Origin of the sequence: Paraburkholderia hospita (assembly GCF_002902965.1) — a bacterium.
GTDB lineage: Bacteria > Pseudomonadota > Gammaproteobacteria > Burkholderiales > Burkholderiaceae > Paraburkholderia > Paraburkholderia hospita.
Map to the genome: position 1 here is coordinate 2,278,561 of NZ_CP026105.1, position 17,640 is coordinate 2,296,200.

Here is a 17,640-nt window from a genome sequence, read left to right on the forward strand (position 1 = left end):
CACCGCCCGATGAGACGATATTCTGCCAACATTGGAACGCTTTGGTCGCATCTGCCGCTTCTGAAGCGCATTGAAGCTGCCGCGTGCGCAGGCTTCCGAGCGGTAGAAATGCATTTTCCGTACGCGGTAGCGCCGGGCGAGGTTCGCAAGGCCATTGAGCAGTTCGACCTGACGCTGCTGGGTATCAATTCCCCACCTGGCGACCTCGCAAAGGGCGAACTCGGCCTCGCTGCTATCCCCGGTCGCGAAGACGAATTCGCGCAAAGCCTGTACACGGCGCTGGAATATTGCCAGGCATCCGGAGCGCAGGCTCTACATATTATGGCCGGCAACACCGCTGGATATTGGCGCGAGGCATGCCTTGAATCCTTCAGAACGAACATGTCATTGGCTGCCGAGGTCGCCTCCTCGTGCAACGTCAGGCTGCTCCTTGAGCCATTGAACCGGATTCTTCATCCGGATTACTTCTACCACCAGGTCGATGAGCTTGCCGGGCTACTCGACGAGGTGGCGCATCCCTGGCTCAAAATTCAGTTCGACACATACCATGTTGGCATGCATCACCGCAGAGTTCGGGACGTCTTGAGAAGAAACTGGTCAAAGGTTGGCCACATCCAGATTGCTGCAGTCCCGGACCGGGGGGAACCCCGAGCCGGCGACGTCGATATCGCGGATGTGCTCGATGAAGCTGAATTGCGTGATTACACAGGCTGGATTGGATGCGAGTACAAGCCGCGCGGAGAACTCGATAAAGGACTTCAGTGGAGAGAACTAACACAGTTTTCGGAACTACGCTAATCTCCAGAGGAGCCAATGCTGGGTGCTTGAGCGTACGGTACCGGAACCGCGCAACGCCGATTGCAGGAGCGCCAGCATCCAGTACGGAATGGCGCCGGCAAAGAGAATGTTGGAGTACAGAATAGCTTGGTGAAGTGATTGTCCAACGCCGCCAAGATATCGGTAGATTGTCGGACCGGCCGCAATGGCGACAATCGAAAACAGCCCACCCGCGATAATTGCAATCACCACTGCGTGCCAAGCAATGCTCTCTGCCTCGCCATAGCGGCCGGCGCCACGCGCGCGAGCAATCGCCGATGAAACCCCGCCTCCGATTCCGGCATTTGCGACCATGGTCATCGTCAGCATGATGGGAACGACCATGGATGCCGCAGCGATGGCATCGGCACCAAGCGTACTGACAAAGTATGTTTCGGCGATGCCGAGCACCGTTGTCATCAAAAGCACAGCGACCGTCGGCAGAGCGAGCCGATGGCTTCTGCATTTACATCAGACACGCAAATCTAAAGTTTCAGATGAAGACTATCGCTCGCAGCTCATCGAACATGGCTGCAGAACCGAAGACGCTGCAACTGCGAATTAAATCTGCGCCGAGCCGCCGTCTACAAACAGTTCGCTTCCGTTGACGAAACTGCTTTCATCGGATGCCAGGAATAGCGCAGCGCTGGCGGTCTCGTCAGGGTTACCCAAACGCCCGAGCGGCGTCGTCGCCTCCACCGAACTCACCATGCCTTCGTGTACGTCATTTGACGGAGCCAGGTTGTGCCAACCCGGTGTCGATGTCGAGCCAGGCACAAGTACGTTCACACGAATCTTGCGCGGCGCGAGGTCAAGAATCCAGCTGCGGGCGAAGTTGCGGATGGCCGCCTTGCTTGCACTGTAGACGCTAAATGCCGGAATGCCGGTGACGGCTGACGTCGAGCCCGTGAGAACTACAGATGCCCCATCCTTGAGCAGCGGCAAAGCCTTCTGCACAGTGAAGAGCGTTCCTTTTACGTTAATCGCGAATGTCTTGTCGAAGTGCTCTTCGGAGATATTGCCGAGCGCGGCGAACTCGCCACCGCCAGCATTTGCAACCAGAATATCAATGACACCCGCTTCTTCCCTGATGGTCGCGTAGAGGCGGTCGAGGTCTGCAAGGTTTGATACGTCCCCCTGGACGCCCCGAGCGTCACCGCCGACCTCGGCAACTGCCTTGTCCAGCGCTTCCTGACGACGACCGGTCATGAAAACACGTGCCCCCTCCGCAGAGAAGCGCTTTGCGATTGCGAGACCGATACCGCTATTCGCGCCAGTGACCAATGCAACTTTACCTTTAAGCCTACCCATCTCGACACTCCAGTTACGTTTCGAGGTTGCATTATGGGACGGCACATTCTGATAAGATAGTACCTACCTAAAGGTAAGTGTGAGGTTTTTTGGATGGAACTGCGTTCGGACAGCTGCGGAATCGAGGTCGCGTTGACGGTTATCGGCGGCAAGTGGAAACCCCTTGTTTTGTTCCATCTCAACCATGGCCCTCGTCGATTTGGTGAGCTGAAGCGACTTGTGACCGGTATCAGTGAGAAAGTCCTGATTCAGCAGTTGCGAGAGCTTGCGGATGACGGGGTCATCATTCGCCGGGACTATCAGACAGTTCCGCCTAAGGTGGATTACGAAATGACCCCATTTGGTCACTCCTTGGCGCAAGCATTGAAACCGCTTTGCGCCTGGGGGGATGAAAACCGGTCGCGCATTGCCGAGTTGCAAAAGGAGGCTCAGACGACCGCCGCCTGAGGGATGACAAGAACGCAGGGGGCGCGGGCGAGCACCTTTCTTGGCACTAAACGCCGCAGCAACGTGATGCCATTTGTGGCATTCGGCGGCATGATGGGATCTCTCAGGTTCTGGCACAGCCCTCGGAATAGCCAGAAATCTCTTGGCCGACCCGGCCCGCGTCGGGACGGCTTTTTTTCGTCCTATCGCGTCCCACATCATCCCGAACGGACGCACTCCACCGAGCGACGATAAATCAGGGTTGAGCGATTCGTGGAGCGTGGCGTCTTGTTATCAAACCAACCCTCGCCCTGCGGGTTCGGCGCCTCGAAGGCTGCTGACGCCCCCCTATAAGGACTTTCCCTTTTTGCAAGCTGGGGTTGATTTATCCATCCATCCATTCGACTCCCATGTCATCGGAGACACATTCGGCATTCAGCGGCGAGACAGACTGCACACCTATAAGCGGCCTTGTTGAGCACTATCGTTGCGTGTGCCCGGGCCCGGATAGTAACCGCGCAGCAGGACTCCATCCGGATCACGGCGAATACATGCGATGTAGCGCCTGGGGGGTGTTCGAGTTCGCCCGCTGCCGGTCTGACCTGTCGCTATCCTTGCCTTTGCGTCCTGGGTTACGAAGTCACGCTTTTAGGTGACGCTGCGAATTTACCTGTTCATGCTGTTGTCCTACAGTGGCCGGCGCGGTGTTGAGACATGCGAGGGATCGAAGCGCTCGCCCTTGGCCAGAATCGCCCACAGGATGCGCGCGTGCTTGTTGGCGACGGCCACCAGCGTTCGATACCAGCCCACGCGTGCCTGGAGCTGAACGATCCAGCGCGAGAGCCGGTCGGTTCGTCGATGGGCGCTCGTTACCGCGGCGCGCGCGCCCTGGAACAGCAGCGTGCGCAGATACGTGTTGCCCTGCTTCGTGATGCGGCCCAGCCGGGTCTTGCCGCCGCTGCTCTTCTGTTTGGGCACCGTGCCGACCCAGGCGGCAAATTGCCGGCCGTTGTTGAACAGGTGAGCGTCGCCGACGGTGGCCACCGCGGCCGACGCGGTGAGCGGTCCGATGCCGATGACCGCCATGACGCGCTGCGCGTTGCTGTCGTGCTTCACGTGCGTGGCGACTTGCGCGTCGCACCAGGCGATTTGCCGGTCGAGGGCCTGCAGGTGCTCCCAGCCTCGCAGCAGGGCAGTGCGCGCGACACCGTTCAGTTCAGTAGCCCCGTCCTCCAGTGCCTCGACGAAGTGGGCACGAAATGCGTCGATGCCTTGCGGCAGGAATGCGCCGAACTCGACCAGCTCACCGCGCAGCCGGTTGACGAGCGCGGTGCGCTCCTCAACGAAACCGTCCCGCATCCGGTGCAGCACCAGCACGTTTTGCTGGTCTGCCGTTTTGACGGCCACGAAGCGCATATGCGGCCGGCCCGCGGCCTCGCAGATGGCCTCAGCATCCAGCCTGTCGTTCTTCACGTGCTTGCCGCCCTTGCGGTATGGCGCGGCGAACTGCGGCGCGATCAGGCGGACTTCGTGGCCGAGCGCGCGCAGCTTGCGCGCCCAGTAGTGGGCTGCGCTGCACGCTTCCATTGCGACCAGGCACGGCGCGAGGTTGGCAAACCACTCGAGAAACTTCTGTCGTGAGATGGCTTTCCTGACCACCACGCGTTCCATGCTGTCCACGCCGTGTACCTGAATCAGGTTCTTGGCCAGATCCACGCCGATACGAGTAATCTTGTCCATGACTTTCCCCTTCTCAGATGGGTTGCCTAGCACCAACCATCCTGACATATCGCTATGCCACGAGATCGGGAAAGTCCTTACTAATTCGGATAAGTGCATAGCGCATCCGCCATGCACTCCGGGTCGCCCCGTCTCAGTGTTCGTGTTTCGAGAATAGTGTCTTCGGCTGTGTCCCGTTTCCGGAGTTCATGCAAGCGAACATACTCAGCGCCATCAATCACGAACAGCGTGATTCCGAATTCGACCCACGAGGAATTCCCATGGCGACCGCAGCGAACGTTAACTCTTCCGATATTGACTTCTACTATTGGCCCACCCCCAACGGCCAGAAAGTTGCCATCTTCCTTGAGGAAGCGCAGGTGAGATATCGGGTACATCCCGTCGATATCAGCAAAGGGATGCAGTTCGCTCCCGACTTCGAAAAAATTTCCCCGAACAACCGGATGCCCGCCATCGTAGACTGTCAACTCGATGCATCGGTTTTCGAGTCGGGCGCAATCCTGTTGCATCTGGCAGAAAAGACTGGCCAGTTCATTCCTGCCAATCCGCAAGGTCGCATTGAGGTCCTGCAATGGTTGTTCTGGCAGATGGGCGGTCTCGGGCCGATTTTGGGTCAAACGGTATTCTTCCGTAACTACGCATCAGAACAATTGCCGCTGGCAATCGACCGGTTCACCAACGAAACGATGCGACTCTACAATGTGCTGAATAAGCGATTGGCAGACCGCGAATACATCGCCGGTGAGTACTCAATTGCTGACATGGCCACTTATCCGTGGGTAGTTCAGTTTGCCAAGCAAGGCATCGCAATCGGAGACTTTCCGCATGTTGCGCGATGGCTCAAGCGTATTGAAAACCGGGCCGCCGTCAAACGCGCGTACACGTTAGCTGAAGCGGTGCGTCCGTCACAACTAACTGATGAGCAACGCAAACAACTGTTTGCCCAGAAAGAGCAGGTTACCTGAACAAATGGCGACGCAAACGACATCGGCCGCAATCAAAAGGCATCGCTGTTTAGCCGGAATGGTCGCAAACGCACCTGCGTCACTTGGAGCGAGTAGCCCGTCACGACTATCGGAGGTTGTTCTTTGAGCGCCACAAGCTCAATCTCCGCCGTAAGGCACTCCGCCAGAACTGCTCGGTCGATGAGAACCTAAGGCACGTTCATTGAAGCCATCGACCATCCCGCCTGAGCATTAACACTCGTCGAAATGACGCGCGGCAGCGGAGGACTGTTCTTGGACAGGGTCGACAACACTGCCCTATACGCTCAAGGCAACCTTTGTGGGCGCAGCATACTCGCATGCCTAGCTGCCGAACCCAATTGTGTTCAAACGCTCTTGCCATCAATGCCGAAGCGATGGAGAAAGCTGAGCCTACTTTGCAGTTGCCGCCGTCGAAATCCTCGGTTCCAGCCGGGAACCGAGAAGCAACCCCGCAAGGCTTAATGCCGCGACGGCTGGAGCTCCTGTATAAACGGCAGTGGAAAGGCCATGCGCGGTCGCCAACACGCCAAGTGACAAAGCAACCGTTCCTTGAAACAGATATGCAATCAGATAGATGGCGGACACGGTCGCGCCCCGCTGTTCGACTGGCATAGCTTCGACCAGTAGGCTAAGGCCCCCGCGGAATTGCATGCTATAGGCGATGCCCATGAACGTCGAAGAACCGAGAAACATGGCAAGTGAGCGATCATGCGCGGCAAGCATGAGGAGAAGCAATCCGGCAACCGAGCTTGTGGTCCCCAAGGCGATGTTTCGCTTTACCCCAACGTTTCCCGCGCAAATCGTGATTGCCCCGTTGCATATTGCAAACAGCGAAATGGCCGCACCGTTGACGAACGCGTTGCTTGACCCCACCACCTGTTTTGCAATCTGCGCCCCAAGCGAGAGTGTAATTGCGCCCAGCACGTAGGCTGTCGTCACTACCAGCGCCGACGCGACGAATATTGGAAGAATGTCTCGCGGCATCCCTATGTTCCCCGGTCGCCAGTTGCGGAACGACTTGAGCGTTGAGGTCTGAGGCAGGCGCCATGCTGCTGATGCAATCGTCACGATTACCGCCAGCAAAATCCAGAAATTGAGCCGCGTCGGAAATGGTGCATATCGAACAAGGACACCTCCAAGCAGCATAGCGGCACCAAGCCCGATTGCCTGAGAGGCTGCGTAACCGTAGCCGAATACGACATTCTTCCGCTGGGATTGAACGCGACCAGCGATGCCGTAGCCGGACCAGCGGAAAGACCGACTCCGACTCCCATGAACACTCTGCCTACGAAAAGCCATTCCACGTGGGTAGCTGTAGCGAGGCATAGCGTGCCCAGCGCCGATGCGGCGAGACCTACCAACATCGGAACGCGGGCCCCAATGTAGTCCGACACGTTACCAAACAGTGAAATTGACCCGCGAAAACGGACACCTTGTATCTTGAAGTACGGCTTTGAAGCCTCTCTTTATTATTCGTAGTTGGAGGCTGTGGAGCTTTTGGGCGAAGGAGAGCGCGGTGGGCAACGCGCAGCGTTGTCCACGGTAAGCTTTCCGGTGCGCCGCAGGCGCATCGTCCACAAATCCACAGCCTTGGTTTTGTGTCGGTTTGGCAAGGCTCGTGCAGCCTGATGACACCTTGGGTTTGCAGCCCGCAGGATAGCGAATGGCGCACGAGCTGAGCCGCTCATCAACAGCCCGAACAGTTGTTTGAAAAAAGTTCGCATGTACAAGGAGGGGTAGTGACGAGCTTGCCAGATCCGAAACCGATTACCGTTGGCATTGACGTTTCCAAGGCTACGCTGGATGTGGCGATTGGCGTCAAGGCAACGCCGCTGAGTGTCTCCAACACGACGGATGGCTTCGATACCTTGCTTGAGGAACTGGCGCGCCACCGGGTTGCGCTGATCGTGCTCGAAGCGACAGGCGGGCTGGAAATGGCAGTAGCTTGCGTATTGCAGGCCGCCGGATACGCCGTGGCAGTGATCAATCCACGGCAGGCGCGAGACTTTGCTCGTGCGATGGGGCAACTTGCGAAGACTGATCGCATCGATGCTCGCATTCTCGCCCAGCTCGGCGAAGTGATCGAACGTCATCCCGAGCGCGAGAAATTCGTCAAGACCTTGCCGACCATCGAACAGCAAGCGCTGGCGGCGCTCGTTGCGCGGCGTCGGCAGTTGATCACGATGCTCGTCTCCGAGGGCAACCGGCTGGCGCCCGCGCATGCTCAAACCCGCAAAAGCATCGAAACCATAATCCAGGCGCTGAAGGATGAACTTGCCCGTATCGATAGCGATATGGGCGGGCATATCCACTCGCACTTTGCGGACCTGTCAGCGTTGCTTCGTACCGTTAAGGGAGTGGGCGATGCAACGATTTCGGTTTTGATTGCCGAAGTCCCTGAGCTGGGCAAACTGACGCGACGGGAAATCAGTGCGCTAATTGGCGTCGCGCCAGTCAATCGCGATTCAGGCACGATGCGCGGCAAACGAACGATCTTTGGGGGCCGAGGCGGCGTGCGACGTGTCCTTTACATGGCTGCCCTGGTGGCGACCCGTCACAATCCGGCGATCAGGCTGTTTTATCGCCGCCTCGTCGAAGCCGGAAAGCCAAAGAAGGTCGCGCTCGTCGCCTGCATGCGCAAACTGCTGACCATTCTGAACGCGATGGTCAAAGCCGGCAGGCCGTGGGACGCATCGTTTCATGGGACGGACCTCAAAAATGCTTGACCTCCAAGACAGTTGCTATCCTCTTTGAGAAGGAGGTGCCGAAATGGGCAAGACTCGTACACCGTACCCAGCGGAATTCCGGGCGCAGATGGTGGAACTGGTCACGTCGCTGTCCGGGCCACGAAAGGGAACGCCGGAGACGCAATTGTTCGCTGACAAATTGACGACTCGCAAACTCGACGCTGTTGGATGTCGTGGCATCGTAGGTCTCCAGGCATTCAATCCCGCATCCTCTTCAAAACCATCAAATCACGGGTTTTTCCTACTTTCGATAGGTTGCCCGGAAACCATGGCTGAATTAGTCTGGTCGCTCACCAGTCTAAAACTTTGGAGACATAATGCGTCTGACCATAACAATGGCTGTTCTAACAGCCGCCGGCTTCGTCGCTTCAGCGAACGCACAAACCGTCGTCACCATCGGTCACTCGGCTCCGCTTACGGGACCGCAGGCACCAAACGGGAAGGACAATGAGAACGGAGCACGTCTTGCAATCGACGAGTTGAACAAGGCTGGCGTCAGTGTCGGCGGTCAAAAGGTGACCTTCAAACTGGACTCAGAAGACGACCAGGCTGACCCGAAAGTTGGTGTTCAGGTCGCGCAAAAAATGGTCGACAGCGGCGTGGTCGCAGTGATGGGTCCATACAACTCGGGTGTCGCTATCCCGGCTTCAAAGGTGTACAACACGGCAGGAGTCCCGATGCTGCCCGTTGCCTCGAATCCTGCGCTGACCAAGCAAGGCTTCAAGAACATCTTCCGTATTGGCGCAAGTGATGAACAACTGGGTGGCACAATGGGCCAGTTCGCAGCCAAGACGCTGAAGGCGAAGACCGCTGCAGTTATCGATGACCGAACGGCGTACGGGCAAGGAGTTGCTGAGCAGTTCGTGAAGGAAGCCAAAGCCAACGGAATCCAAATCATCGACCAGCAGTTCACCAACTCGTCGGCCACTGACTTCCTCGGCATTCTCACCAGCATCAAGTCCAAAAACCCTGACGTTATTTTCTTCGGTGGCTACGCCTCGCAAGGCGCGCCGATGGCAAAGCAAATGAAGGGTCGTGGCTTGCGCGCCAAGCTGCTCGGTGGCGACGGTATCTGCTCGGCCGATATGGGCAAGGTTGCTGGTGAGGCGGCATCCATTGTCTACTGCGCTCAAGGTGGCGTCTCGTTGGATAAAACGCCGGCCGGCCGCGAATTCCTGCAGAAATACAAGGCTGCCTACAACATCGATACGCAGGTGTACGCGGTTAGCTACTACGACGGCGTCAAGCTGCTGGCCGATGCGATGGTCAAGGCTGGCACCACGACCGATAAAGCGAAAATCACTGCCCAACTGTCCAAGACCGACTACAAAGGCGTGGCAGGAACGTACTCCTTCGATGCGGACGGCGACCTGAAGGGCGCACCGACCACCGTGTATGTCATCAAGAACGGCCTGCCGGTGCCCTACGGTCAGTGAAGTTGATAGCGTAGCAACGAATGACACATGAAACTCACTCGCACCATTTCTACTGTCGAAGTCCATACCGGCGGAGAGGCGTTCCGCATCGTCACCAGCGGACTTCCTCGTCTGCCGGGCGACTCCATCGTGAAGCGTCGCGCATGGCTGAAAGAGAACGCAGACGACATTCGTAAAGCATTGATGTTCGAGCCGCGTGGCCACGCCGACATGTATGGCGGCTATCTGACTGAACCGATTAGCCCGACTGCTGACTTCGGAATCATTTTCCTCCACAACGAAGGATACAGCGACCACTGCGGACATGGCGTTATCGCGCTGTCCACCGCGGCAGTCGAGCTGGGTTGGGTCCAGCGCCAGATTCCTGAAACGCGAATCGGTATCGATGCACCCTGCGGCTTTATCGAAGCATTCGTGCAGTGGGACGGCGAACATGCCGGTAATGTTCGCTTCGTGAACGTCCCGTCGTTCATCTGGAAGCGTGATGTCACTGTCGAGACACCGTCATTCGGTACGGTCAAGGGCGACATCGCTTTCGGCGGTGCATTCTACTTCTACACCGACGGCGCGCCTCACGACCTGGAAGTTCGCGAGTCTTCGGTCGAAGACCTGGTCCGCTTCGGCGCTGAGGTGAAGCAGGCCGCAAACAAGGCCTTCCGGGTTGAACATCCGGACATCCCGGAAATCAATCACATCTACGGCACCATCATTGCCAACAAGCCGCGGCACGACGGTTCGACGCAAGCGAATTGCTGCGTGTTTGCTGACCGGGAAGTGGACCGCTCTCCAACCGGCTCGGGAACAGGCGGCCGTGTCGCTCAACTGTACCTGCGCGGCGAACTCGGCAAGGACGAAACCCTGGTAAATGAGTCCATCATCGGGACTGTTTTCAAGGGACGTGTGCTCAGCGAAACGAACGTTGGTGATTTCAAGGCGGTGATTCCGGAAGTCGAAGGCAATGCGTATATCTGCGGCTTCGCACAATGGATTGTTGATGAGCGTGACCCCCTGACGTACGGGTTCCTCGTTCGATAAACGGCTCCTTGCAGTACCAGTTAGCGCGGAAAGCTGCGACTTAGCATCCGCGCTTTTTTTCGCCCGCGGACAGGTTGGAGCCCCAAACAGAGTGAATGTTGTCTGGAGCACCTGAACGTTTCAACATAGGTCCATCACCGTGCCAAGTTCAGCCTATGCGCAATCCTCTCTGCCGACAACCAAACGGCGTTTTGAGCTTTATGTGCCGCTTCGCGCGCGTGCCCGAAGCAGCTCTCGCCCGGTTCAGGACAGTTCGACCCGACCATGGGATACAGGGCGTATGCGGAGTTCGGACTGACATCTTCTCGAGCATGACTTAACCTCGACGGCATAAGCTTGCGCCCCGGCCAAGGAAACCACGACGTCAAACTTGAACCATGGCGAGAAGCGCCGGCACGTCGCCGATGACACGACTCTGATGTCCCTTGCCCGTGGTATCCCCAAGCAGTATCGCGCCTCCTGCCGCGACGCGACGTCGCTCACCGTCACTGGCCTCGAACTCAATCTCCCCGCTGAGAAAAAATACCCACAGGCACGTGGGCGAAGGATGAAGGTCTCCGACCCATCCGCTGGGCACGTGCACAAAACCGTAGCGGGTCGCTGCCGCGAAATCCGACACGTCAAAGGATTCAGCGGGGGGTGCGAAGTTGCGGGTGACCAGTTCGATGTTTACCGACGCAAAGTGACTTTCGCCAACCGAGTCTGAAAACAGTTGTGAAAACGACAGTGCAAACGCCACGGGGTTTCTCCTTCCGCGGCCTATGTTCCAGTCGGCGTTCGACGTGCCCCGTCAGAGTGTCTCGGAGGCCTGCGTTACTCAGCGCCGCGCGAGACGTCGGCCGCACAACGACTCACGTTGAGTGTCCCGCCCGCCGGCCCGGGCGTCAAGGCACGGTGACGTAAAGCGAGGACAACGCGCCAGCACGGCGAACCGGGTCGCAGAGGTGTGCTGTCCGCTTCGCCGGGACTATTTCTGTCCTGGCCCGATGTAAGACGCACGTGGCTCCGTCGGCCGCCTTCCTCCGCGGCGACCGCCTGTCGCCAGCTCAACGCGAAATTTTCGGTTTCAGAACTCACAAACCCGTGGTCAACATCCCGGCCATCGGCGACGTTAAGGATGCAAGAGGCGAGAACCGTCCGCCTCGCGACCCGCGCTCATTTCAACGCCGGTCGGCTTTGTACCTGCTGGAGCGGAACATGAAAAGCGTGAACGGGCACTCGCTGCGTTGCCAGGTCGAGAAATGGCTCGCACCGGCTCCGGCGATATCGGGTCATGTAACCAGATTCAGTCGCACCCAGTTGGGCGGGCGACGGTGTGTGTACGTTGAGACGTCGTCCTCACGCGGAGTGCGCGCGTTGTTCTTCTTCAGGCACGATGACGGCGGCTGGTACGTGTTTCCGCCGGCTGCCGACAGGCCGAGGGGAACTGCCGGCAGCATTGCTCGTGAGGGGTCGGCTCTGACGTCCACACCCCTGTAACGCCGCGGACCATCGCGCGTTACGCTCGCGGCTAGCCCCTGGTGGACGTCGCTGGGTCCGCCATGAGATTGTTGTCGCCGGGCTGATTCCATCACTTCCCGCGTACGGCGCCGAATTGCCGGAAGAACAACAACATCGTCCCTATCACCACAGACAGAACACGCGTCAACGGCATGCCAGGCAACACTGGCGAACCCCATGTCGACAGGAAAGACGAGGCCCGATGAAACCCGCGCGTTGGAGCGCATCGTAAGCGCCGCTCGCTACGTACAAGCCGCATCGAGCGCCCTTGAACGACACTTCGCGTCAGATGGCAACGGCCGGCCATCGACGCTCGAACTTGTCAGGTTCGAAGCGAATCCGTGGAGAACGAGTTGCCCTTCGCGCTCGAAAGCCGTCGCGCAAATCCGACCGAACTGGATGTTCTGGTCTTCGAACCGGGACTCGCCGTCTTTCGACCAACCATGGAGCGTCCACCGCCGCGCCGGCGCCCGCGTTTCCGAAACACGGAATGTTAAGGCGGCGGGCGCGAGCGAGTACTACGCTTCGCTGGCAGCGGTTTCAACGGCCTTTTTGGTCGCTTTCGTGGCAGCCGCATACGCTGCGCTAGCCGTCTGGCCCGCCGCACCGAAACTGGCCTTCCACATAGCCGCAATCGCGTCACCGCCCGGCACACCCGGCAGTGCATTTTTCGACAGGTTGTCGAACCACGCCTTCGTGTCAAATGCAGGCTGTTTAAAGACCGTTTTGGCCGTCGCCTCGAATTCAGCCTGGGTGCTCGACACGATTTCGTTCACGTGCGTCCAGTAGGCCTGCGCTTTTTGAACGGCGGTCTGCAGCTGGCTTGTCTGAACTGCGAAAACGGCCTGCGGCTCCTTTCTGGAAAGGGACTGGGCAGCGAGCTCTTGCGCTTCGGCTAGCGTTGCCTTGACCGTCTGCGCGTTGAGCTCGATGAGTTTTTCGAAGCCCAGCAAAGCCTTGCTGGTAAGGCCGAAGGCTGTGTCGAAGCCTGCTTTGGTTGCACCGATAGTTTGTTCAGGGACGAGAGAGGTCATGGTCGATTCCAAAAGAAAAGTGGGGCCGCACGTCGGCCGATGAATATGCTGCGATGCAACAATGCAGACTCATCATAACCGCGAGCGCTGCGAAGTCAATGCAAATTTCAAGTATCTATGGGCTTTGGTCCTGCCCCGTCCGGCGCTCGGCCTTTCCGTTTCTCCTCCACAGTTGAGATGAATGAATGTGATATTTTCATAATCATGTTGCATTGCATCAATAAGGTCTCATACTGGGGATTACCCGCACATACGTGCTCCTATGGAGATGCAATGACAAGCATTGAACTCAAGCCGCCCTCGGCAACGCTTCTGGCTCTGGAACCGTTTCGCGCAGCAGTTGACTATGTCGCTGGTCAGGCCCCACTGACCTTCCCGCTGCCACTTGGCGACGGCCACCCGGTACTTGTATTTCCAGGCTTGGGTGTCAGCGGGGCCGCCACGTCGGACTTGCGCCAGCGCCTGCAGCGGCTGGGCTACGAAGTCTATGACTGGGAACAGGGCGTCAATTTCGGGCCGAATGGTGACAATGACCTGCAGCTCGAACTCCTGGGCGACCATCTGAAGCAGATACATTCGTTGCATCGACGTTCGGTCTCGCTGGTCGGCTGGAGCTTTGGTGGTATCTATGCCCGTCAGTTGGCCGCGAAATATCCGGAACTGGTGCGTCAGGTCATCACGCTGGCGACACCTGTTGACGATAACTCGGACGCTACGCATGCGGGGTGGCTGCTGAACGTGCTGAGCAGCGGCATCGCTCCAATGAATCTCGACTCGACGCCGCACCTCGATGCAGCCCCGTCTGTTCCATGCGCTTCCGTCTATTCGAAAACTGACGGCATTGTTGCGTGGGAGGGATGTGTGTCGGCGGAGTCGCCGAGTCACCGCAACATCGAGGTCGAGGATGTGAGCCACTTTGGCATGGTCCATCATCCGGAGGTGCTGCGCGTGGTGGCAGACCTTCTCGCGCAGGATTCGCACGGTTCTCCGCTTGCGGTCACGCAGGCCGTCGACCGATAAGACTGTGCGCAGTTACGCGGCCTACGTCAGACGACAAATGAAAACGACAGCGTGGGCAGGCAACGCGGCCCGCGCTAACGTTTAATCTTCCAACTGGGTACGACGGTATCGTTGCCTCACCCACCAACCTCGCTGAACATCTCAACCGACTTTGGAGGCGACCGATTGGAGGTCTTGAATGTGAGGTGACCCTCGACGCTTAAGCCGACGAAGACTCGTTCGCTTTCAGGAATATGCACCGCACGTCGATTAGTCGAGCCCGGCATCGTGGATTCACGTCCTTTCCGGGAGAAGATGTCTTGCTCGCCGCCGCCCGGTTTCAATGTGCTGCCCGATGGAACGCACAAGCACCGAGGACGTCATCCATTGAACGTGATGCGGGTCCGGCAACGCTTCCTTGTGCTGCTGGTTGCAGCATGTGCATTCTATGTTGCACGTCGAGACGACAGGCTTCGCCAGCTAATGGAAACGCCCCGTTTCTGGGGCGTTTCCGTTTCAGGCTTTCGACTTGTTCTTGGGGCGCTGTTTGGTCATTTGGGGGCTTTTCTCGCCCTGCGCCTTTCCGGCGGCCTTCGCCGGCGAGGCTACCTTCTTCTTGCTCGACATTTCGGCTTCAGCCCCGTGAGCAGGCGAGGCCTTTCTGGGCGATGGCATGATGTACTCCTTATGTCTCGTGCCGTTTTGGCACTTTCCACGATAGGTGGCGTATTGGCGAGAATCAAGAGTCGAAAGAACGACGATTCGCCTCGTTCGACGCGCAATTCAGACTCTGTCGGCTCCTGGTCATCGACGTCCACGACGCATATGCAATTCCTGCCTTGCCGTTTGGCAGCATACAGTGCGCGGTCGGCGGCTCCGATGAGCAATGCAGGGTCGCTGTCTTGCCCGGCCTGCGTCGCAGTGACTCCGACGCTAATCGTGACGATACCTGGCCCCTACTGCAGAGTCGTCGAGCAAGTCCCTCAAATCTATCGTGCCGCCCAAACCAGAGGCCCGGAACGTATAGGGTGGGCATTGGACCGGCTAGTCCACGGCGCTGCCAAAGCGCAGCCGCGCTGCACCCGGGTATGCGTGCAAAAAGAAGCACGGGCAACGAGCGCTCCACTCCTTCTTCGCCACGCCAACGTGGCATTGCTTTCATCGTCCAGGCTGATTTGAATCCAGGCGCCGGTGCCTCCCGTATATACGGTCATGGCAGCGCAATCGAGCGTTGCCTGTTTCAGGAGACCAGCATGAAGCGCGCAATATTCTTTGCGGTTGTGGCACTGACGATGGCAACGTCGAACGCATTTGCAGCAGGTGAACCTGTCATGGTGGGCGGACAGGCGATGTATCCCAGCAAGGACATCGTAGACAACGCTGTCAACTCAGCGGACCACACTACGCTCGTTGCTGCAGTCAAAGCGGCTGGGCTCGTCGATACCTTGAAAAGCGCTGGCCCGTTTACCGTCTTTGCCCCGACCAATGAAGCGTTTGCAGCATTGCCTCCGGGCACTGTAGAGACGCTCGTGAAGCCGGAAAACAAGGCTGCGCTGACCAGCATCCTGACCTACCACGTCGTCCCTGGCCGATACGACTTCTGGAAGCTGGACACGGCTATCAGGGCAGGCGGTGGGAAGACAGAGCTGAAGACCATCAACGGAGAGATGCTCACGTTTTCGGAAAACGGACCTCACAACATTGTCGTTGCAGATGCCTTCGGGCACACCGCCGAGATTTCGACCTATGACGTCGTCCAGAGCAACGGCGTCATCATGGTAGTCGACAAGGTGCTGATGCCGAAATAGGGGCCGCCTCAATGAGTGGTCGTGCACTCGAATTTGGCAGATGCGGATACCCATTTTCCGTGTGTGAAGGTCAAGCAAAACGTGGGTGAAGACCAAGTCATGTCGACGAGCGTCGACATGACAATCGCATTGCTGAAACGATGTGGAGCGCAGTGTTGTACCTAAGTCCCTAGCAGGAAGTAGCTGCGAGAGATTGCAGAAAAGAATCGTGGCAGTTTCAGTTTATTTGATGACGAGAGCGAACCCGTGCGCCATCACTCTTCCTGGTTGCTATCAACTCTCTTGTTTCGTTGTCGCCTCGATCCGCCTGTCCTTCGCACATTTCGGTAGGGAGTAGCGAGTGCCTCCGTCTGCGCCCTAACTCTTCGTGCTTCCCTCTGCCAATGGCGCTTTCCTCCGCGCCTAACTGAGGAAGCCTTCTCTGGTTTGCGCACGGAAAGCTTGTCGGACACGCGAAGTAATTCTTTCGCCAATGTACCCTGTGCCGAAGCATCAAGCTTGTCCGATGGACCGAAGAGCGTTATTGAAAGGACTATCTGGCCCGCGTGGTCGAAGACGGGTGCGCTTAAGCTGTCGACGCCGGGGATGGGTACACCTTGAGTTCGTGACAGAAGGGTGTGCCGTATATCTGCTGCGAGGCGATTAAGGTCATCATCTACATTGGCTACCGCAGGTCCCTGACTTTTTGCGACTTCACGACCGAGCATATGCTCCAATTTCTGTTGCGGCAGGAATGCCGCGAAGAATCGCCCTGCACCGCTGTGGACCATGGACATCACAGTGCCGATATGTAGTCCGACATCGAGATACGTCTCTGCGCCTTGATATTGAATGACTGTGGGACCAAAGTCCGTCCAAACCGCAACGAATGCCCCATGACTCGGGTCCTCGAGCAGGTCGCCCGCCAACCGGATTGCCCGTTGCACCGGGTAGAGCTGCACGAGAGCCCGCAATCCTAACGTCAGTGCACGCGGCCCCGGCTCGAAACAATGAGTCATCCGGTCTCGCCTGAACGACTGCGAACAGTCCCCGAATCGGTGAACCGTTCGAGTCGAGAACACGGCAGGACGCATCAGCCTTCAGACCGGCGAATGTCCCGACGTCGCCGACCCGAATTTTCAGCGCATAGAATGGCCCGCGCTCGATAGGTGCGACGCACGGATTTGGCGAGTGGAGAGCATCGCCCTGGTAACGGTTATATGCTTTACCGCCCTTGCCGAAGAGCGCGGGTCCCGGCCAAGAGTTGCCTCGGCGTTGTAACCCTGTACGGTCTCCTTGAGGTTCAACGCGTTCACACCAATTTTTTCGGCCAGCAAGAAAACCCGCCATAGGGCGAATCAAGTAACTTCTGAACGGGAATGTCCGCACGGACTGACGGCCCGCCCATCGAGTTCGAGGGGTGATGGCACACGACTCCGAACTGCTGCGACGCAGCAGCGAAAATACGAAAGCCGCAGACTTTGTTGTCACCCCATAGCACAAAAAAAAGGCGCCATGTTTCCATGGCGCCTTCAAAAAGTTCTAGCCATTCCGAGGGCCGTGCTAGAACCTGAGAGACGGTACTGAAAAACTACCTGGAAAGCGGCGCCGCAGCGGCTGCATCTGCTTATGACACGCGCGCGATTACCGCTCGCTTTCGAAATATAGTTCCATTTTTTATGGTAATGCTGACTAAGTCAAGCAAAATTTAATCGGTGCGGACTGCTCAAAAGTTACATTCCTATACAATGAATCGTCGTAGGAAAAAGGGACTTAGGCCTTGCTGAGAGAAGGCCTGGAGCGCTTCGAAGGAATCGGTATCC

General features: G+C 57.8%; 20 protein-coding genes. 9 read left to right on the forward strand and 11 right to left on the reverse strand.

Annotated features, from left to right (window positions below; all coding sequences use genetic code 11):
* Positions 1-9: 9 nt before the first annotated feature.
* Positions 10-798 (forward strand): hydroxypyruvate isomerase family protein, encoded by a 789-nt coding sequence (locus C2L64_RS10350; RefSeq protein ID WP_090838167.1) that lies wholly within the window; start codon positions 10-12, stop codon positions 796-798.
* Here C2L64_RS10350 and C2L64_RS10355 read toward each other — a convergent pair.
* Both C2L64_RS10355 and C2L64_RS10360 read right to left on the reverse strand, forming a co-directional pair.
* Complete coding sequence (locus tag C2L64_RS10355; protein WP_090838165.1) at positions 790-1,236, reverse strand: MATE family efflux transporter; 447 nt, start codon at positions 1,234-1,236, stop codon at positions 790-792. The genes C2L64_RS10350 and C2L64_RS10355 overlap by 9 nt on opposite strands.
* A 141-nt stretch (positions 1,237-1,377) precedes the next feature.
* Positions 1,378-2,127 (reverse strand): SDR family NAD(P)-dependent oxidoreductase, encoded by a 750-nt coding sequence (locus C2L64_RS10360; RefSeq protein WP_090838163.1) that lies wholly within the window; start codon positions 2,125-2,127, stop codon positions 1,378-1,380.
* A gap of 93 nt (positions 2,128-2,220) precedes the next feature.
* Here C2L64_RS10360 and C2L64_RS10365 point away from each other — a divergent pair, with 93 nt between their 5' ends.
* The gene (locus C2L64_RS10365; RefSeq protein ID WP_007587210.1) at positions 2,221-2,574 is read left to right on the forward strand and encodes a winged helix-turn-helix transcriptional regulator; all 354 of its coding nucleotides are present in this window, start codon (positions 2,221-2,223) and stop codon (positions 2,572-2,574) included.
* A 666-nt stretch (positions 2,575-3,240) separates the two neighbouring features.
* On the opposite strand, the gene C2L64_RS10370 is transcribed toward C2L64_RS10365, so the two are convergent.
* Complete coding sequence (locus tag C2L64_RS10370; RefSeq protein WP_103153688.1) at positions 3,241-4,293, reverse strand: IS110 family RNA-guided transposase; 1,053 nt, start codon at positions 4,291-4,293, stop codon at positions 3,241-3,243.
* Between the two features lie 260 nt (positions 4,294-4,553).
* On the opposite strand from C2L64_RS10370, the gene C2L64_RS10375 reads away from it, so the two are divergent.
* Complete coding sequence (locus C2L64_RS10375; protein WP_007740587.1) at positions 4,554-5,258, forward strand: glutathione S-transferase N-terminal domain-containing protein; 705 nt, start codon at positions 4,554-4,556, stop codon at positions 5,256-5,258.
* 411 nt (positions 5,259-5,669) lie between these two features.
* Here C2L64_RS10375 and C2L64_RS10380 read toward each other — a convergent pair whose 3' ends face one another.
* Together C2L64_RS10380 and C2L64_RS56225 are read right to left on the reverse strand one after the other, a co-directional pair.
* Positions 5,670-6,425, reverse strand: coding sequence for a hypothetical protein (locus C2L64_RS10380; protein ID WP_143055867.1), 756 nt, complete (start codon positions 6,423-6,425; stop codon positions 5,670-5,672).
* Positions 6,350-6,643 carry a hypothetical protein gene (locus C2L64_RS56225; protein WP_407671676.1) on the reverse strand — a complete coding sequence of 98 codons (294 nt, stop codon included), beginning with the start codon at positions 6,641-6,643 and terminating at the stop codon, positions 6,350-6,352. The genes C2L64_RS10380 and C2L64_RS56225 overlap by 76 nt, the downstream gene beginning before the upstream one ends.
* A gap of 384 nt (positions 6,644-7,027) precedes the next feature.
* Here C2L64_RS56225 and C2L64_RS10385 point away from each other — a divergent pair, with 384 nt between their 5' ends.
* The 3 genes from C2L64_RS10385 to lhpH all read left to right on the forward strand — a co-directional run bounded on the left by C2L64_RS10385 (position 7,028) and on the right by lhpH (position 10,497).
* A complete protein-coding gene (locus C2L64_RS10385; RefSeq protein ID WP_103153714.1) occupies positions 7,028-8,005 on the forward strand; it encodes an IS110 family RNA-guided transposase in 978 nt (325 codons plus the stop codon).
* Positions 8,006-8,343: 338 nt separating this feature from the next.
* A complete protein-coding gene (locus C2L64_RS10390) occupies positions 8,344-9,462 on the forward strand; it encodes a branched-chain amino acid ABC transporter substrate-binding protein (RefSeq protein WP_090838508.1) in 1,119 nt (372 codons plus the stop codon).
* Positions 9,463-9,489: 27 nt separating this feature from the next.
* On the forward strand, positions 9,490-10,497 hold the full coding sequence (gene lhpH, locus C2L64_RS10395; protein ID WP_007734433.1) for a trans-3-hydroxy-L-proline dehydratase: 1,008 nt from the start codon (positions 9,490-9,492) through the stop codon (positions 10,495-10,497).
* Positions 10,498-10,861: 364 nt separating this feature from the next.
* Here lhpH and C2L64_RS10400 read toward each other — a convergent pair whose 3' ends face one another.
* Positions 10,862-11,236, reverse strand: a complete 375-nt coding sequence (locus tag C2L64_RS10400; protein WP_007588410.1) for a cupin domain-containing protein — start codon at positions 11,234-11,236, stop codon at positions 10,862-10,864.
* A gap of 458 nt (positions 11,237-11,694) precedes the next feature.
* Here C2L64_RS10400 and C2L64_RS54765 point away from each other — a divergent pair, with 458 nt between their 5' ends.
* Positions 11,695-11,976, forward strand: a complete 282-nt coding sequence (locus tag C2L64_RS54765; protein ID WP_079500140.1) for a hypothetical protein — start codon at positions 11,695-11,697, stop codon at positions 11,974-11,976.
* Positions 11,977-12,515: 539 nt separating this feature from the next.
* Here C2L64_RS54765 and C2L64_RS10410 read toward each other — a convergent pair.
* Positions 12,516-13,031 (reverse strand): phasin family protein, encoded by a 516-nt coding sequence (locus C2L64_RS10410; protein WP_079499415.1) that lies wholly within the window; start codon positions 13,029-13,031, stop codon positions 12,516-12,518.
* Positions 13,032-13,304: 273 nt separating this feature from the next.
* On the opposite strand from C2L64_RS10410, the gene C2L64_RS10415 reads away from it, so the two are divergent.
* Positions 13,305-14,051, forward strand: coding sequence for an esterase/lipase family protein (locus tag C2L64_RS10415; protein WP_090838506.1), 747 nt, complete (start codon positions 13,305-13,307; stop codon positions 14,049-14,051).
* A 495-nt stretch (positions 14,052-14,546) separates the two neighbouring features.
* Here the strand turns inward: C2L64_RS10415 and C2L64_RS53170 are convergent, their stop codons facing one another.
* Together C2L64_RS53170 and C2L64_RS56230 are read right to left on the reverse strand one after the other, a co-directional pair.
* The gene (locus tag C2L64_RS53170; RefSeq protein WP_007745052.1) at positions 14,547-14,705 is read right to left on the reverse strand and encodes a hypothetical protein; all 159 of its coding nucleotides are present in this window, start codon (positions 14,703-14,705) and stop codon (positions 14,547-14,549) included.
* Positions 14,636-14,977: a diguanylate cyclase domain-containing protein gene (locus C2L64_RS56230; protein WP_090838505.1), complete on the reverse strand. Its 342-nt coding sequence runs from the start codon at positions 14,975-14,977 to the stop codon at positions 14,636-14,638. The genes C2L64_RS53170 and C2L64_RS56230 overlap by 70 nt, the downstream gene beginning before the upstream one ends.
* A 306-nt stretch (positions 14,978-15,283) precedes the next feature.
* Here C2L64_RS56230 and C2L64_RS10425 point away from each other — a divergent pair, with 306 nt between their 5' ends.
* Positions 15,284-15,838 carry a fasciclin domain-containing protein gene (locus tag C2L64_RS10425; RefSeq protein ID WP_090838503.1) on the forward strand — a complete coding sequence of 185 codons (555 nt, stop codon included), beginning with the start codon at positions 15,284-15,286 and terminating at the stop codon, positions 15,836-15,838.
* 254 nt (positions 15,839-16,092) lie between these two features.
* Here C2L64_RS10425 and C2L64_RS56235 read toward each other — a convergent pair whose 3' ends face one another.
* Together C2L64_RS56235 and C2L64_RS54520 are read right to left on the reverse strand one after the other, a co-directional pair.
* Entirely contained in the window at positions 16,093-16,614 is a 522-nt protein-coding gene (locus C2L64_RS56235) for an IclR family transcriptional regulator domain-containing protein (RefSeq protein ID WP_158660501.1), read from the reverse strand.
* A complete protein-coding gene (locus C2L64_RS54520) occupies positions 16,532-17,167 on the reverse strand; it encodes an FAD-binding protein (RefSeq protein ID WP_244144685.1) in 636 nt (211 codons plus the stop codon). The genes C2L64_RS56235 and C2L64_RS54520 overlap by 83 nt, the downstream gene beginning before the upstream one ends.
* Positions 17,168-17,640: the final 473 nt, after the last annotated feature.